Genomic DNA, 15,671 nt, shown 5'->3' on the forward strand with positions numbered 1-15,671 from the left:
CATGCCTGTAGAATTGCGGTTTGCCTTCGCTGCCCGCGCCGCCATGTCCGTCGAAACCCAACTCCTCGCCCTCTCCCCGCTCGATGGCCGCTACGCCGGCAAGGTCGACGCCCTGCGCCCGATCTTCTCCGAGTTCGGCCTGGTCAAGGCGCGCGTGAAGGTCGAGGTGGAGTGGCTGCTGGCCCTGGCGCACGAGCCGGGCATCGTCGAACTCGAGCCGTTCTCCGAGGCCGCCGTCGCCCGCCTGCGCGCCCTGGCCGACAACCTCTCCGTCGCGGATGCCGCCCGCGTGAAGGAAATCGAGCGCACCACCAACCACGACGTCAAGGCGGTCGAGTACCTGATCAAGGAAAAGCTGAAGGACGACGCCGAGCTCGGCCCGGCGCTGGAATTCGTGCACTTCGCCTGCACCAGCGAGGACATCAACAACCTCAGCTATGCGCTGATGCTCAACGAGGCCCGCCAGGACGTGCTGCTGCCGAAACTCGACGTGCTGATCGAGAAGCTGCGCGCGATGGCGCGGGAGCACGCCGCGGTGCCCATGCTGTCGCGCACCCACGGCCAGACCGCCTCGCCGACCACCGTCGGCAAGGAACTCGCCAATGTCGTCGCCCGCCTGCAGCGCCAGGGCGAAGTGCTCGCCGGCCTGCCAATGCCGGGCAAGATCAACGGCGCGGTCGGCAACTACAACGCTCACGTCGCCGCGTATCCCGATGTCGACTGGACCATGTTCTCGCGCCGCTTCGTCGAATCCCTCGACCTGACCTGGCAGCCCTACACCACCCAGATCGAGCCGCACGACGGCGTCGCCGAGCTGTGCGATGTCGCCAAGCGCATCGACACGATCGCGATCGACCTGTGCCGCGACATCTGGGGCTACATCTCTCAGGGCTACTTCAAGCAGGCGGTGAAGGCCGGCGAAGTGGGCAGTTCGACCATGCCGCACAAGGTCAACCCGATCGACTTCGAGAACGCGGAAGGCAACTTCGGCATCGCCAGCGCGCTGTTCGAGCATTTCGCCGCCAAGCTGCCGATCAGCCGCTGGCAGCGCGACCTCACCGACTCCACCGTGCTGCGTGCCCTGGGTACGGCCTTCGGCCACATGCTCATCGGCTTCGAATCGCTGCAACGCGGCCTCGACAAGCTCAGCGTCAATCCGGAGCGCCTGGCTGCGGACCTCGACGCCGCGTGGGAAGTGCTCGCCGAAGCCGTGCAGACGGTGATGCGCCGCCATGGGCTGCCCAATCCGTACGAGCAACTGAAGGCGTTGACCCGTGGACAGGGCATCACCGAGGCCTCGATGCGCGAGTTCATCGGCTCGCTGGACCTGCCGGCCGATGCGAAGCAGCAGCTGATGGCAATGACCCCCGCCACCTACACCGGCCTGGCCGAACGCCTCGCCGGCGAGATCTGACACTCGTGCCGGCCAAGCCGGCCATCGCAACACGGCGCAAACCCGCAGCCAAGTAGAATGCGCGCCCCGCATGGCAGGGGTTCGTATCGTGAAACTGCTTGTCAACATCGACGTGCCCGAGATCGCCACCGCGGAAGCGTTCTACACCGCGGCCTTCGGCCTGCATGCCGGGCGGCGCTTTGGCGCCGACGCGCTGGAACTGCACGGACTCGAAGCGCCGGTGTACCTGCTGGCCAAGCCGGAGGGTAGCCCCGGCGCAGGCGAATCGCCGCGCACTTATGCGCGGCACTGGACCCCTGTGCATTGCGACCTGGTCGTGGACGATCTCGACATCGCCGTGGCCCGGGCCATCGCGGCCGGCGCCGTGCAGGAAGGCCCCACCCGCGACGCCAAGTGGGGCCGGATCGTGCAATTGGCGGATCCCTATGGCCACGGCTGGTGCCTGATCCAGTTCCGCGACCGCGGCTACGATGAAATCGCGACGAACTGAGCGCGCCCCTCCCTCCCGACGAACCTCCATGGCCCGACCCAAATCCAAGCAACCCGCGCGCGCCGTCGCGACGAAGCATCCGGCCCGGCCGATCGAAGTGGACGCGGCCGCACTGCCCCCGCTCGGCATGCCGGCGGCGCAGTTCCTGCGCGATTACTGGCAGAAGAAGCCGCTGTTGATCCGCAATGCCTTTCCCGATTTCGAATCGCCCATCCAGCCCGAGGACCTCGCCGGCCTCGCCTGCGAGGAAGGCACGCTCGCGCGCATCGTCGCCCACGACCGCGCGCGCGATGCCTGGATGCTGCGCCACGGTCCGTTCGAGGAATCGCTCTTCCCCGGCATGCCGCACCACGACTGGACCCTGCTGGTCCAGGACGTGGACAAGTGGGACAGCGACATCGCCGCATTGCTCGATGCCTTCGATTTCCTGCCGCGCTGGCGCATCGACGACATCATGGTGTCGTTCGCCGCCCCCGGCGGATCGGTCGGCGCGCATGTCGACCAATACGACGTGTTCCTGTTGCAGGCGCTCGGCCACCGGCGCTGGCAGATCGATGCGTCCGTGAATCCTTCGACCGAGTTCCGCAACGACGTCGACCTGAAGCTGCTGCGCGAGTTCCACCCCACCCACGAATGGCTGCTGCGCCCCGGCGACATGCTCTACCTCCCGCCCGGCGTCCCGCACCATGGCGTGGCCGAGGATGCATGCCTGACCTTCTCGGTCGGCATGCGCGCGCCGAGCGCGGCGGAATTGCTCGGCGACTTCGTCGACACCCTCGCCGCCGATGCGGATGAAGGCGTGCGCTATGCCGATCCCGACCTCGCACCGGCCCGCGACGCGGCGGAGATTGACGCCGACGCGATGCGACGGGCGGTCGAGGCCTTGAACGCGCTGCGCATGAACGATCCGGATCGCCTCGGCGACTGGTTCGGCCGTTTCGTCACCCTGTATCGCAACGCCGGCGAAGTGATGGCCGCACCCGAGGATGCGACCGCACGCTCGCGCATCGAGATCGAATGGGACCTGCAGCACGGCGCGACGCTGCAACGGCACCCGTATTCGCGGATGGCGTGGCGCAAGGCGGGCCGGGGCGCACGGCTGTACGTCAACGGCCAGGGCTACGACTTGCCGGTCCGCGATGCCAAATCCGTTGCCAATGCAAAGGGGATCGATGGCGCGGCGTATGCGGCGCTCAGCGAGACGGGCCGCGATCGCGTCCACGAACTGATGCAGGCCGGGCACTACAGCCTGTCCACCGAAGGCGAGGAAGAAGAATGAGCGTCGTCACCGCTCCGGAACCGGCCTTCACGGTCCAGGCCGTCGAGTACGAGGCCGCTTTGCCGCAACTGCGCGCGGTTCGCGAGCCGGTCTTCGTGCACGAACAGGGCGTCCCGGTCGAGCTGGAATGGGACGAACTCGACCCGCAATGCCACCACGTGATCGCCTTCGATGCCCAGGGCCAGCCAATCGGCACGGGCCGGCTGACTCCCGAGCACAAGATCGGCCGGATGGCGGTACTGGCCGACTGGCGCGGCCGTGGTGTCGGCGACGCGTTGCTGTTGGCCCTCCTCGACAAGGCACGGAAACTGGGCTGGCATGACGTTTCCCTGCACGCGCAGGTGTCTGCGATCGGGTTCTACGCGCGGCATGGGTTCCTGCCGTACGGCGAGCGCTTCGTCGAGGCGGGCATCGACCACCAGTCGATGCGTCGCCTGCTCGACGCGGCCAACCCGGTAGAGACCCACGAGGCCGCGATCGCCGCGCTGGTGGGCGTCATCGGCACTGCCCGCCGGGAGCTGTGGATCTACAGCCGCGAGTTGGACCCGGGGCTGCTCGACCACCCCGAAGTCGTGGCCGCGCTGCGCCGCTTCGGCACCCACCGCGGCGTCGCCCACATCCTGCTGCAGGACGCCATCACGCCGCAGCTGGCGCACGCGCCGCTGCTCGGACTGGCGCAGCGGCTCCCGAGCGCGATCCTGTTCCGGGTGATCGAGGAGCCGGTGGATCGCGCATATGCGTCGGCATTCATCGCGAACGACCGTGGCGGCTGGTACTTCCGGACCTTGGGCCATCGGCCTGAAGGCGAAACCCGGATCGACCAGCCGGCCCGGGCCCGGCAGCTGCAGAACGTGTTCGAGCCGGTCTGGGAGCGGGCCCGCCCCTGCAGCGAATACCGCGCACTGGGCATCTGACCGGCCCGTCCCCCGGCACAGGGCCGGGGCTGCGACTTTGGTCTAAGGGCGCCGCAACAGGCGGCCGGCCAGCCGCGGGCCGACGCGCCTGGCTCACCTCGGCGATACCCGTTTCAGTCGTGACGTCATGGCGAAAACGCATCGTTTCCGCGCATGGGCTTCGTCGCGCCATGCGGAGCCCCCACCTCGAACGCATGGCGACTGGACGCTTATTCCGTAACCGCTTGATGCAGCGCGACATTGGCTACGGCTATAATTTTGGCCCTTTCGCGTCACCCGCAGCCCGACGCACCGGCGCTCCCCCAAAAAGCCCGCCGGATCAACCGCTTGCCTCCAACTCGGATCTCCCCGACATCATCGTGGACAGTCTTCTCAAGCAGTTTGCCCAGTCCTCGCAGCTCGGCGCCAACGCCGCCTTCATCGAAGACCTGTACGAGCAGTACCTGGTCGACCCCGACAGCGTCGGGGCCAAGTGGAAGACCTATTTCGACGGGCTGAAAGGCCGCGAAGCCGGTGACGTCCCCCACTCCGCCGTCATCGAGCAGATCGCCGTGGCCGGCAAGCTCGCCGCGTCCGGCAAGCTGGCAACGACTTCAGGCGGTGGCGACGAACGCGAGCGCGCCGTCGGCAAGCTGATTACCGCGTACCGCTCGCGCGGCCACCTCGCGGCCAACATCGACCCGCTGGGCATGATGGCCAAGACCGAGGCCCCGGACCTGGCCATCGGTTTCCATCATCTGTCCGAAAGCGACCTGTCGGCCGAATTCAGCACCGCCGGCGTCGGCGGCAAGGACCGGATGAAGCTCGGCGACCTGGTCGCCCTGCTCAAGGCGACCTACACCGGCCCGATCGGCGCCGAGTACATGCACATCACCGACGTCGAGCAGCGCCGCTGGATGCAGGAGCGCCTGGAATCGGCGGCGGGCAAGTTCGGCCGCACCGCGGACGACAAGAAGCGGATCCTCGAGCGCCTGATCGCTGCCGATGGCCTGGAGCGCTACCTCGGCACCAAGTACGTCGGCCAGAAGCGCTTCTCGCTCGAAGGCGGCGACGCCCTCATCCCGCTGATGGATACGACCATCCGCCGCGCCGGCGAACAGGGCACCAAGGACGTGATCATCGGCATGGCCCACCGCGGCCGCCTCAACGTCCTGGTCAACACCCTGGGCAAGCCGCCGCGCCAGTTGTTCGACGAGTTCGAAGGCAAGTTCGAGCACGTCCACAACGACCTCGCCCACCAGGGCGACGTGAAGTACCACATGGGCTTCAGTGCCGACGTGGCCACACCGGGCGGCCCGGTGCACCTCGCGCTGGCGTTCAATCCCTCGCACCTGGAAATCGTCGACCCCGTGGTCGCCGGTTCCGTGCGCTCGCGCCAGGCCCGCCGCGGCGACAAGGGCCGCCGGCAGGTGCTGCCGGTGCTGATTCATGGCGATGCCGCCTTCGCGGGCCAGGGCGTGGTGATGGAACTGTTCCAGATGTCGCAGGCCCGCGGCTTCGCGGTCGGCGGCACGCTGCACATCGTCATCAACAACCAGGTCGGCTTCACCACCAGCGAGCGCCAGGACGCGCGCTCGACGCTGTACTGCACCGACGTGGCGAAGATGGTCGGCGCGCCGGTGCTGCACGTAAACGGCGACGATCCGGAAGCGGTGGTGTTCTGCGCCGAACTGGCGCTCGACTTCCGCAACCGCTTCGACAAGGACGTGGTCATCGACCTCGTCTGCTACCGCCGCCACGGCCACAACGAGGCGGACGAGCCGGCGGCAACGCAGCCGCTGATGTACCAGGTGATCCGCAAGCACAAGACGCCGCGCGAGCTGTACGCCGCGCAGCTGGTCGCCGAGGGCGTGATCCAGGACGCCGAGGCGCAGGCGCTGGTCGACGGCTACCGCCAGAAGCTCGATGACGGCGTGGTCACGACCGAACTGGTTTCGGTGACGCCCGACGAGTTCGCCATCGACTGGTCCCCGTTCCTGAAGGGCAAGCTCGGCGACAAGGTCGACACCACGTACGACGGCAAGAAGCTGAAGAAGCTCGCCGATACGATCAACGAGATCCCCGACACGCTCAAGCTGCACCCGCGAGTCGCCAAGATCTACGAGGACCGCCGCAAGATGGCCGCCGGCGAGCAGCCCGGCGACTGGGGCTTCGCCGAGAACCTCGCCTACGCGACGCTGATGGAGGAAGGCTACAAGCTGCGCCTCGTCGGGCAGGACTGCGGCCGTGGCACTTTCTTCCATCGCCACGCGATCCTGCACGAGCAGAGCACGGACGAATACGTGCTGCCGCTGCGCCGCCTGGTGAAGAATCCGGCCGACGTCACCATCATCGACTCGCTGCTCAGCGAGGAAGCGGTGATGGCGTTCGAATACGGCTACTCGACCGCCGATCCGATGACGCTCGACATCTGGGAAGCGCAGTTCGGGGACTTCGCCAACGGTGCGCAGGTGGTGATCGACCAGTTCCTGTCGTCGGGCGAGGCCAAGTGGGGCCGTCTGTGCGGCCTGGCGCTGTTCCTGCCGCACGGCTACGAAGGCCAGGGCCCGGAGCACAGCTCCGCGCGCCTGGAGCGCTTCCTGCAGCTGTGCGCGCTCGACAACATGATCGTCTGTACGCCGACCACGCCGGCGCAGGCCTACCACATGATCCGCCGGCAGATGCGCATGACCACGCGCAAGCCGCTGATCGTGATGACGCCGAAGTCGCTGTTGCGCCACAAGCTCGCGGTGTCGACGCTGGACGAACTGTCCAAGGGCGGCTTCCAGACGCTGATTCCCGCCAACAACGCCGGCGATGCCAAGAAGGTCAAGCGCGTCGTCGTCTGCGGCGGCAAGGTCTACTACGACCTGCTGGAAGAGGCGCAGAAGCAGGGCCTTACCGATGTCGCCATCGTGCGCGTCGAGCAGCTGTACCCGTTCCCGCGCACCGAATTGGCTGCCGAACTCAAGCGCTTCGGCGCCGCCACCGACGTGGTGTGGTGCCAGGAAGAACCGCAGAACCAGGGCGCGTGGTACCAGATCGCGCACCACCTGCGCGCCTGCCTGACCCCGAAGCAGTCGCTGCACTACGCCGGACGCAAGCGTTCGCCGTCGCCGGCCGCCGGGCACTTCGCCGATCACGTGATCGAGCAGAACGCCCTGGTCGCCGATGCGCTGGTCAATCCGCTGCTCGGCGAGGCCAGCCCCGAATAACGGCACGAGCTCCACTCGACACGCACTCCCTTATCCAAGGACTCATCCATGAGCACCGAAATCAAAGTCCCCGTCCTGCCTGAGTCGGTTTCCGACGCCACCATCGCCACCTGGCACAAGAAGGTCGGCGACGCGGTCAAGCGTGACGAGAACCTGGTCGACCTGGAAACCGACAAGGTCGTGCTGGAAGTGCCCTCGCCGGTCGATGGCGTGCTCAAGGAAATCAAGTTCGCCGAAGGCGCGACGGTCAACAGCCAGCAGGTGATCGGCGTGGTCGAAGCCGGCGCCGCCGCGGAAGCGCCGAAGGCCGAAGCCCCGAAGGCCGCCGCCTCCGACGATGCCAAGAACAAGGCCGCGACCACGGCCGAAGCGCAGCCGGTCATGACCAAGACCGCCGCGGCCGCCGCGCCCGCCGCCGCCAAGGCCGCCGGCGTCGAGCTGCCGCCGGGCGCGCGCTTCGCCGCCGCCACCGCGGGCGTCGACGCCTCGCAGGTCGAAGGCACCGGCCGCCGCGGCGCGGTCACCAAGGAAGACATCGTCAACTACGCCAGCGGCAAGACCGCCGGCGTCGGCGGCGGCGCGCGCCCGGAAGAACGCGTGCCGATGACCCGCATGCGCGCCCGCATCGCCGAGCGCCTGATGCAGTCGAAGAACTCGATCGCCATGCTCACCTCGTTCAACGAAGTGAACCTGGGCAAGGTCATGGCCATGCGCAAGGAGCTGGGCGAGGCCTTCGAGAAGGCCAACGGCATCAAGCTCGGCTTCATGAGCTTCTTCGCCAAGGCCGCCGCCAATGCGCTGCAGAAGTACCCGGTGGTCAATGCCTCGGTCGACGGCAACGACATCATCTATCACGGCTACGCCGACATCTCGATCGCCGTGTCCACCGACAAGGGCCTGGTCACGCCGGTGGTGCGCAACGTCGAGCGCCTGTCGTTCGCCGACATCGAGGGCCAGATCGCCGAGTACGCCAAGAAGGCGCGCGACGGCAAGCTCGGCCTGGACGACCTGCAGGGCGGCACCTTCACCATCACCAACGGCGGCACCTTCGGCTCGCTGATGTCGACGCCGATCGTCAATCCGCCGCAGTCGGCGATCCTGGGCATGCACGCCATCAAGGAACGCGCGATCGTCGAGAACGGCCAGGTCGTCGCCGCGCCGATGATGTACATCGCGCTGTCCTACGACCACCGCATCATCGACGGCAAGGACGCGGTCCTCTTCCTGGTGGACATCAAGAACCAGCTCGAGAACCCGCACCGCATGCTGCTGGGCATGTAATGCCCGCCTTGAAGCCCCTCGCCCGCGCGAGGGGCTTTTTGCTTCGAACCAGGGATATAGAGAAATGAGCGAACAGCAGAACTTCGACGTAGTCGTCATCGGCGCCGGCCCGGCCGGTTACCACGCCGCCATCCGCGCCGCGCAGCTCGGCCTGAAGACCGCGTGCATCGACGCCGCGCTGGGCAAGGACGGCAAGCCGGCCCTCGGCGGCACCTGCCTGCGCGTGGGCTGCATCCCGTCCAAGGCGCTGCTCGACAGCTCGCGCCAGTTCTACAACCTGCACCACATCTTCGGCGAGCACGGCATCTCGACGAAGGAAAACAAGATCGATATCCCGACGATGATCGGCCGCAAGGACAAGATCGTTAAGCAGTTCACCGGCGGCATCGCGATGTTGTTCAAGGCCAACAAGGTCACCGCGTTCTACGGCTTCGGCCAGCTGCAGCCGGGCAACGTCGTCAAGGTGAAGCAGCACGACGGCACCGAGGTCGAACTCAAGGGCACCAACGTCGTGATCGCAGCGGGTTCGGATTCGATCGAACTTCCCTTCGCGAAGTTCGGCGAGCACATCGTCGACAACGTCGGTGCGCTCGACTTCGACAAGGTGCCCAAGCGCCTGGGCGTGATCGGCGCCGGCGTCATCGGCCTCGAACTGGGCAGCGTGTGGAATCGCCTGGGTTCGGAAGTCGTCGTGCTCGAAGCGCTGCCGAACTTCCTCGCCGCCGCCGACGCCGAAGTGGCCAAGGTCTCCGCGCGCGAGTTCAAGAAGCAGGGCCTCGACATCCGCCTTGGCGCCAAGGTCAGCAAGACCGAGGTCAAGAAGGATGGCGTCCACTTCACCTACACGGACGACAAGGGCGAGCAGACGATCGTCGTCGACAAGCTGCTGGTGGCCGTGGGCCGCCGCGCCGCGACCAAGGGCCTGCTGGCCGACGGCACCGGGGTGAAGGTCAACGAGCGCGGCATGATCGAGGTCGACGAGCATTGCCACACCGGCGTCGACGGCGTGTGGGCCGTTGGCGACTGCGTGCGCGGCCCGATGCTGGCGCACAAGGGTTTCGAGGAAGGCATCGCCGTGGCCGAACTGATCGCGGGGCTGCCGGGCCACGTCAACCTCGACACGATTCCGTGGGTGATCTACACCGAGCCGGAAATCGCCTGGGTCGGCAAGACCGAAGAGCAGCTCAAGGCCGAGGGCATTCCGTACAAGGCCGGCAGCTTCCCGTTCGCCGCGGTGGGCCGCGCGGTGGCGATGGCCGAGCCGGCGGGCTTCGTGAAGGTCCTGGCGCACGCCGAAACCGACACCGTGCTCGGCATGCACCTGGTCGGCGCCAACGTCTCCGAACTGGTGCACGAAGGCGTGCTGACCATGGAGTTCAAGGGCTCCGCCGACGACCTAGCCCGCATCTGCCATGCGCATCCGTCGCTGTCCGAAGCGGTGCACGACGCCGCCATGGCCGTGCATAAGCGCTCGATCCACAAGGCGAATTAAGGCCCCATCGATCGACTGCGGTACATTGGAACGGCGCACTTCGGTGCGCCGTTCTGCTTTCCGGCAAGGAGGAGGCCCGATGTCTTCCGAGAATCCCATCCGCAACGTCTCCGACACTGCGCTCTGGGTTGCGATCTACCGGGCGATGGAAAGCGAACGCCCGGATGCGATCTTCCACGACCCCTATGCCCGCCGCCTCGGTGGCGAGCGCGGCCAGGCGATCGTCGACGCGATGCCACGCGGCCGTTCGATGAGCTGGCCGATGGTGGTGCGCACCGCGGTCATGGACGAGATCGTGCTGCGTTGCGTGCAGCAGGGCGCGCGCACCGTGCTCAACCTGGCCGCCGGCCTCGACGCGCGCCCCTATCGCCTGCGGCTGCCCGCCTCGCTGCGCTGGCTGCATGTCGACCTGCCCGACATGATCGAGTACTTCCGTTCGCACATGTCCGGTGAAACCCCGCGCTGCGAGCTGGAGTTCGTCGCCGCCGACCTGCGCGACGCCGATGCCCGGCGCGCGGTGTTCGCCAGGGCTGCGGCGAACGGACCGGTGCTGGCGATCACCGAGGGCCTGCTGATCTACCTTGAAAGCGATGACGTCGCCAACCTCGCGCGCGACCTGCACGACGTCGCGAAGGCGGAATGGTGGCTCTCCGACCTGGCCTCTCCGATGCTCCTGAAGTACCTGGAACGACAGTGGCAGCCGATGCTTGAGCGGGGCAACGCACCCTTCCGCTTCGGCCCGGCGGAGAACACGGCCTTCTTCGCCCCGTTTGGCTGGCGCGAGGCGGAATTCCGGCCGCATTGGGACGAATCGCTGCGCCTGAAGCGCACCATGCCCAACGCCTGGCTTTGGAACCTGCTGCGCTGGCTGCAGCCGGCGAGGAAGCGCGAGGCGATGAAGCGCTTTTCCGGCATCATGCTGCTTGAATCCACCTGATATTTCCTTGGGCAACATGCGTTCGATCTGCGTCTACTGCGGCTCCAATGCCGGCAACAAACCCATCTACGCCGAACGCGCCATCGCGTTGGGCAACCGGATTGCCAAGGAAGGACTGGCGCTGGTCTACGGCGGCGGCAACGTCGGGTTGATGGGCATCGTCGCCGATGCCGTGCTCGAGGGCGGCGGCGAAGTGGTCGGCGTCATTCCGTCGCAACTGGTCGATTGGGAAGTTGCGCACAGGGGCCTGACCCGGCTCGAGGTGGTCGCCAACATGCACGAGCGCAAGGCGCGCATGTTCGACCTCGCCGACGGCTTCGTCGCCCTGCCCGGCGGCTTTGGCACCCTGGACGAGATGTTCGAGATGCTCACCTGGCGCCAGCTCGGCATCGGCGACAAGCCCTGCGCCTTCCTCGACGTGGACGGCTTCTACACGCCGCTCATGACGATGCTCGATCGTATGGTCGACGAGCGCTTCCTGCACCCGGACCAGCGCCGCGACCTGTGGCATGGCGACGACATCGAATCGATGATCGGCTGGATGCGCGCCTACCGCCCCGCCGATGCCACCAAGTGGATGGATGAGAAGCGGCGCAAGGAGCTGCGCTGATGCGCGTGAGCCCGATCCGTCTTGCCGGCATGGCGGCCCTGCTCCTCGCAATGGCGATACCGCAGGCACGCGCCGACGAAGCCTCGAAGAACTACCAGTGCGATGCCGCGAAGGCGCTCCCGGCGGACGCCGATCCGGAATCGCGCCGGATCGCGTGCGAGATCCCGCCCAAGTACCAGCACGACGTGGGCATGGCCGAATTCACCGGCCGGATGATCCGCCTGCACGACACCGCGGCTTGGCTCACTACCGATGCGCTGAACGAGATAAAGGCGTTTGAACGCGTCAGCGGCACCGGCCGGGGCTGGCTGACCCTGGACGACGGCGAGGACATCGAAGTCCGCTATTTCGTCGAAAATGACGGCCGCACCGAGGCCATCGCCACCGCGAAGCTCGACGTGGATTCGGTCAAGGCCTTCGATGCGAGGAAACTCGCGCCCCCTGAACCCGTGAGCGATCGCGAACAGCGCCTCATGCGCGCGAAGATGCTGGCGCTGTCCGAGGGCGACAACACGCTGTGCACCCGGCACGCGCCGAATACGGTGGTGTTCGAGCTCGAGGAGGACGGACGCCAGGAGATCCTGGTCTTCGTGATGTCGGCCTGGGACGACAACGCCGCGCCGCTCGGCGGTTACCACATGTACCGCGTGAGCCGGGACGGGGGCACCCTCCTGGATCACTTCTCGCAGACCAAGGCCTGTCCCATGGCCGATGCGAAATCGCTCCAGTCGACCGCCGCCTTGATGGTCAGCCACATGACCTCGGCTACCCCGACCATGTTCCATGTCTTCATGAGCCTGCAATACCGCAAGCCGTTGTACGTGGCGACGACGCAGAACAAGCTGCTGTGGCGGGTCGAGAAGGGGCAGGTCTTCCTGGTCGAGCAGGATGCGGATGATCGGGGGCACTCCGGGAACGGCCACAGCGACAGCGCAAATGGACATTGACATGAGCAACCGCTTCAACGCATTCCGCATCCACAACGACGCCAGCGGATACCGCAGCGGCATCGAGCAGGTCACGCTTGACGACCTTGCTACCGGCGAAGTGGTCATCAAGACCGCCTATTCCTCGGTCAACTTCAAGGACGCGCTCGCCGGCACCGGCCAGGGCAAGATCCTGCGCCGCTTCCCGCTGGTCGGCGGCATCGACGTGGCCGGACACGTGGTTGCTTCGACCGACCCGAAATTCAAGGAAGGCGATGCAGTGCTGCTCACCGGCTGCGGCCTCAGCGAGACCCGCGACGGCGGCTACGGCGACTACGCGCGCCTGGAATCGCAATGGGTGATCCCGTTGCCCGGTGGACTGAGCCTGCGCGAAAGCATGGTCCTGGGCACCGCCGGGTTCACCGCCGCGCTGGCGCTGTACCGGATGAAGGACAACAGGCAGACGCCGGACCTGGGGCCGCTCGCCGTCACCGGCGCCACCGGCGGCGTGGGATCGCTGGCGGTCGACATCTTCAGTCGCGCCGGCTTCGAGGTACACGCCGTCAGCGGCAAGCCCGAGCATGCCGACTACCTCACCTCGATCGGCGCCAGCCAGGTGCTCGGTCGCGATGCGCTCGCGACCACGCGTCCAATGGAATCGGCGCGTTTCGGCGGCGGCCTGGACAACGTCGGCGGCACGATGCTCGCCAGCCTGCTGGCGCAGACGGCCCCTTACGGCAATGTGGCCAGCGCAGGACTGGCCGCGACCGCCGACCTGCCGACCACGGTCATGCCGTTCATCATCCGCGGCGTGTCGCTGGTCGGCGTGGCTTCGGCCGGTACGGCGCGCGACATCCGCGAAGCCGTGTGGCAGCACCTCGCCAGCGACTGGAAGCCGCGCCACCTGGATCGCATCTGCACCCGCGAAGTCTCGCTGTCGCAGCTGCCGGAGGTGTTTGCGACGATGCTCACAGGTGGCTCGTTCGGCCGCACGCTGGTGGTCCTGTAGCGGCTTGCGGCGTCACTCCGCGCCGTTACAATCGGCCAGACTTACTGGGGAACACCTGATGGCCCGCATCCTGATCGTCGACGATTCGCCTTCGCAGCTGATGGGCATCCGCCGTATCGTGGAAAAGCTGGGCCACGAGGCCATCACCGCCGAAGACGGCGCCGCGGGCGTGGAAGTGTGCACGCGCGAGCTTCCGGACCTGGTGCTGATGGACGTGGTGATGCCGAACCTCAACGGCTTCCAGGCCACCCGCTCGATCAGCAAGAACCCTGCAACCGCGCATATCCCCGTGATCCTGGTCACCACCAAGGACCAGGACACCGACCGCGTCTGGGGCATGCGCCAGGGCGCCAAGGCCTACATCACCAAACCTTTCAGCGAGAGCGACCTCGCCGACATCATCACCCAGGTGATCAAGTAGGAAAAAGGCGGGCCCGGCCCGCCTTTTCTTTTGGCGATGCCTCAGCCGCGCCGCCCATCGTCGCGGAAGGCGTCCCGCATCGCTTCGTAGGCGGCCTGCTGCTCCGGCGTTTCCGGCTTCGGCGCCAGGATTTCCAGCTCGACGATCTGGTCCCCGGGCGGCGTGCCGGGTAGCCCGCGGCCGCGCAGGCGCAACTTGCGGCCGCTCTCGGAACGAGGCGGGATCTTTAGTTCGACAGGGCCGCCCAAGGTGGGCACGCTGACCGTCGCACCCAGGGCCGCCTCCCAGGGCGCCACCGGCAGCACGTGGATGATGTTGCGCCCGTCGACCTCGAACTGCGGATGCGCGGCGTATTCGATCTCCAGCAGCAGGTCGCGACCGGCGTTGCCCTGCCCCGACAACCGGATCACCTGTCCCGGCTTGATGCCCTTGGGAATGCGGACGTCCAGCGTGCGCTTGCCGACGGTGATGCGCGCGGCGCTGCCGGTGTAGACCGACTCCAGCGCGACCGCGAGCTTGGCGCGGGTATCGCCACGCGCCTGCGGCGCGCCACCACCGCCGAAGCCACCCGCGCGGCCGTGACCGAACAGGTTCTCGAAGAAGTCGCTGAAGCCACCGCCAGCACCGCCGCCGGCGAAGATCTCGTCGAAGTCCACCCCGCCATAGCCGCCGGCGAACCCACCCGGCGGCGGCTGCACGTCGTCGCCCGGGCGATAGCCGCGCGCACGCAGCTGGTCGTAGGCCGCCCGCTTCTGCGGATCGCGCAAGGCCTCGTACGCCTCGTTGACAGCCTTGAATTTTTCCTCCGCCCCGGCCTCCTTGCTGACGTCGGGATGGTATTTGCGCGCAAGGCGCCGGTACGCGCCCTTGATCTCGGCGTCGCCCGCCCCGGGTTCCACGCCCAGCGTTTCGTAATAGTCCTTGAATTGCATAAGGTCTCATCAGAAGCCAGGCGGCGGTCCGCCGAGGCAGTCGAGGTTAACGCATTGCGCTTGGTACGGCGGCGCCTGCGGCGGCGCGTACCGGGCATGACGCCTCCTTGCACATGGGCGTGGAATGCGGCCTTTCAAGAACGTTGACGCCTCCTTCCTCGCGGCGATCTACACTGCGTGAAGACTCCTCCACGAGATTCCGCAATGACCATCCAGGTAGGCGACCGCATTCCCGAAGTAACCCTGCAACGCATCCGCAACGGAGTCGAAGTCGTCGACACGCCGACCCTGTTCGACGGCAAGAAGGTGGTGCTGTTCGCGGTGCCGGGCGCCTTTACCCCCACCTGCTCGGAACGGCACCTGCCCGGCTTCGTGCAGCATTTCGACCAGTTCAATGCCCGCGGCATGGAGGTGCTGTGCGTGTCGGTCAACGACCCATTCGTGATGCAGGCCTGGGGCCAGAGCCAGCACGTACCGGACGGACTGTTGATGCTCGCCGACGGCAACGCCGACTTTACCCGCGCCCTGGGGCTTGAGCTCGACGCCAGCGCCTACGGCATGGGCACGCGTTCGCGGCGCTATGCGCTGTATGCCGACAATGGCGTGGTGAAGAAGCTGTTCGTGGAGGCACCGGGCGAGTTCAAGGTGTCATCGGCGGAGCACATGCTGGACGAGCTGGCCAAGCCCGGTTGAATCAGGCTCTGCCCGGAGACGCCCGCTTCGGCGGGCGTCGTCGTTTCGGAAGGCTGATCGCGCGGGCCGCGGGTCGCGG

14 protein-coding genes are annotated in these 15,671 nt (G+C 67.1%); 13 read left to right on the forward strand and 1 reads right to left on the reverse strand.

Going from position 1 to position 15,671, the window contains the following annotated elements:
* The first annotated feature begins 43 nt into the window (after positions 1 to 43).
* The 12 genes from purB (at position 44) to pilH (ending at position 13,967) form a co-directional block, all read left to right on the forward strand.
* Positions 44 to 1,414, forward strand: coding sequence for an adenylosuccinate lyase (gene purB, locus BP05_RS08665; RefSeq protein WP_496362492.1), 1,371 nt, complete (start codon positions 44 to 46; stop codon positions 1,412 to 1,414).
* Between the two features lie 88 nt (positions 1,415 to 1,502).
* On the forward strand, positions 1,503 to 1,904 hold the full coding sequence (locus tag BP05_RS08670) for a VOC family protein (RefSeq protein WP_496362494.1): 402 nt from the start codon (positions 1,503 to 1,505) through the stop codon (positions 1,902 to 1,904).
* A gap of 28 nt (positions 1,905 to 1,932) precedes the next feature.
* Entirely contained in the window at positions 1,933 to 3,183 is a 1,251-nt protein-coding gene (locus BP05_RS08675; RefSeq protein ID WP_496362496.1) for a JmjC domain-containing protein, read from the forward strand.
* Positions 3,180 to 4,097 (forward strand): GNAT family N-acetyltransferase, encoded by a 918-nt coding sequence (locus BP05_RS08680; RefSeq protein ID WP_496362498.1) that lies wholly within the window; start codon positions 3,180 to 3,182, stop codon positions 4,095 to 4,097. Before BP05_RS08675 ends, BP05_RS08680 begins: the two co-directional genes overlap by 4 nt.
* A 359-nt stretch (positions 4,098 to 4,456) precedes the next feature.
* Entirely contained in the window at positions 4,457 to 7,291 is a 2,835-nt protein-coding gene (locus BP05_RS08685; RefSeq protein WP_496362500.1) for a 2-oxoglutarate dehydrogenase E1 component, read from the forward strand.
* Between the two features lie 48 nt (positions 7,292 to 7,339).
* Positions 7,340 to 8,572, forward strand: a complete 1,233-nt coding sequence (gene sucB / locus BP05_RS08690; protein WP_496362502.1) for a dihydrolipoyllysine-residue succinyltransferase — start codon at positions 7,340 to 7,342, stop codon at positions 8,570 to 8,572.
* Positions 8,573 to 8,636: 64 nt separating this feature from the next.
* A complete protein-coding gene (gene lpdA, locus BP05_RS08695) occupies positions 8,637 to 10,064 on the forward strand; it encodes a dihydrolipoyl dehydrogenase (RefSeq protein WP_496362504.1) in 1,428 nt (475 codons plus the stop codon).
* Between the two features lie 79 nt (positions 10,065 to 10,143).
* Positions 10,144 to 11,001, forward strand: a complete 858-nt coding sequence (locus BP05_RS08700; protein WP_496362506.1) for a class I SAM-dependent methyltransferase — start codon at positions 10,144 to 10,146, stop codon at positions 10,999 to 11,001.
* 16 nt (positions 11,002 to 11,017) lie between these two features.
* Positions 11,018 to 11,611, forward strand: a complete 594-nt coding sequence (locus BP05_RS08705; protein WP_496362508.1) for an LOG family protein — start codon at positions 11,018 to 11,020, stop codon at positions 11,609 to 11,611.
* Positions 11,611 to 12,558, forward strand: coding sequence for a hypothetical protein (locus tag BP05_RS08710; protein WP_496362510.1), 948 nt, complete (start codon positions 11,611 to 11,613; stop codon positions 12,556 to 12,558). The genes BP05_RS08705 and BP05_RS08710 overlap by 1 nt, the downstream gene beginning before the upstream one ends.
* A 1-nt stretch (position 12,559) precedes the next feature.
* Positions 12,560 to 13,546 (forward strand): YhdH/YhfP family quinone oxidoreductase, encoded by a 987-nt coding sequence (locus tag BP05_RS08715; RefSeq protein ID WP_496362512.1) that lies wholly within the window; start codon positions 12,560 to 12,562, stop codon positions 13,544 to 13,546.
* Between the two features lie 58 nt (positions 13,547 to 13,604).
* Positions 13,605 to 13,967 (forward strand): twitching motility response regulator PilH, encoded by a 363-nt coding sequence (gene pilH, locus BP05_RS08720; protein ID WP_496362514.1) that lies wholly within the window; start codon positions 13,605 to 13,607, stop codon positions 13,965 to 13,967.
* Between the two features lie 41 nt (positions 13,968 to 14,008).
* Here the strand turns inward: pilH and BP05_RS08725 are convergent, their stop codons facing one another.
* On the reverse strand, positions 14,009 to 14,899 hold the full coding sequence (locus tag BP05_RS08725; protein WP_496362516.1) for a DnaJ C-terminal domain-containing protein: 891 nt from the start codon (positions 14,897 to 14,899) through the stop codon (positions 14,009 to 14,011).
* Between the two features lie 204 nt (positions 14,900 to 15,103).
* Between BP05_RS08725 and BP05_RS08730 the strand changes: the two genes are divergently transcribed.
* Complete coding sequence (locus tag BP05_RS08730; RefSeq protein WP_496362518.1) at positions 15,104 to 15,592, forward strand: peroxiredoxin; 489 nt, start codon at positions 15,104 to 15,106, stop codon at positions 15,590 to 15,592.
* Positions 15,593 to 15,671 lie beyond the last annotated feature (79 nt).

It is taken from the genome of Lysobacter oryzae DSM 21044, assembly GCF_059568595.1.

Coding starts and splice junctions, on each gene's coding strand:
- BP05_RS08700 (WP_496362506.1), top strand. CDS start 10,144: ATGTCTTCCGAGAATCCCATCCGCAACGTCTCCGACACTGCGCTCTGG.
- BP05_RS08730 (WP_496362518.1), top strand. CDS start 15,104: ATGACCATCCAGGTAGGCGACCGCATTCCCGAAGTAACCCTGCAACGC.
- BP05_RS08675 (WP_496362496.1), top strand. CDS start 1,933: ATGGCCCGACCCAAATCCAAGCAACCCGCGCGCGCCGTCGCGACGAAG.
- sucB (WP_496362502.1), top strand. CDS start 7,340: ATGAGCACCGAAATCAAAGTCCCCGTCCTGCCTGAGTCGGTTTCCGAC.
- BP05_RS08705 (WP_496362508.1), top strand. CDS start 11,018: ATGCGTTCGATCTGCGTCTACTGCGGCTCCAATGCCGGCAACAAACCC.
- BP05_RS08715 (WP_496362512.1), top strand. CDS start 12,560: ATGAGCAACCGCTTCAACGCATTCCGCATCCACAACGACGCCAGCGGA.
- purB (WP_496362492.1), top strand. CDS start 44: ATGTCCGTCGAAACCCAACTCCTCGCCCTCTCCCCGCTCGATGGCCGC.
- BP05_RS08680 (WP_496362498.1), top strand. CDS start 3,180: ATGAGCGTCGTCACCGCTCCGGAACCGGCCTTCACGGTCCAGGCCGTC.
- BP05_RS08725 (WP_496362516.1), bottom strand. CDS start 14,899: ATGCAATTCAAGGACTATTACGAAACGCTGGGCGTGGAACCCGGGGCG.
- lpdA (WP_496362504.1), top strand. CDS start 8,637: ATGAGCGAACAGCAGAACTTCGACGTAGTCGTCATCGGCGCCGGCCCG.
- BP05_RS08710 (WP_496362510.1), top strand. CDS start 11,611: ATGCGCGTGAGCCCGATCCGTCTTGCCGGCATGGCGGCCCTGCTCCTC.
- pilH (WP_496362514.1), top strand. CDS start 13,605: ATGGCCCGCATCCTGATCGTCGACGATTCGCCTTCGCAGCTGATGGGC.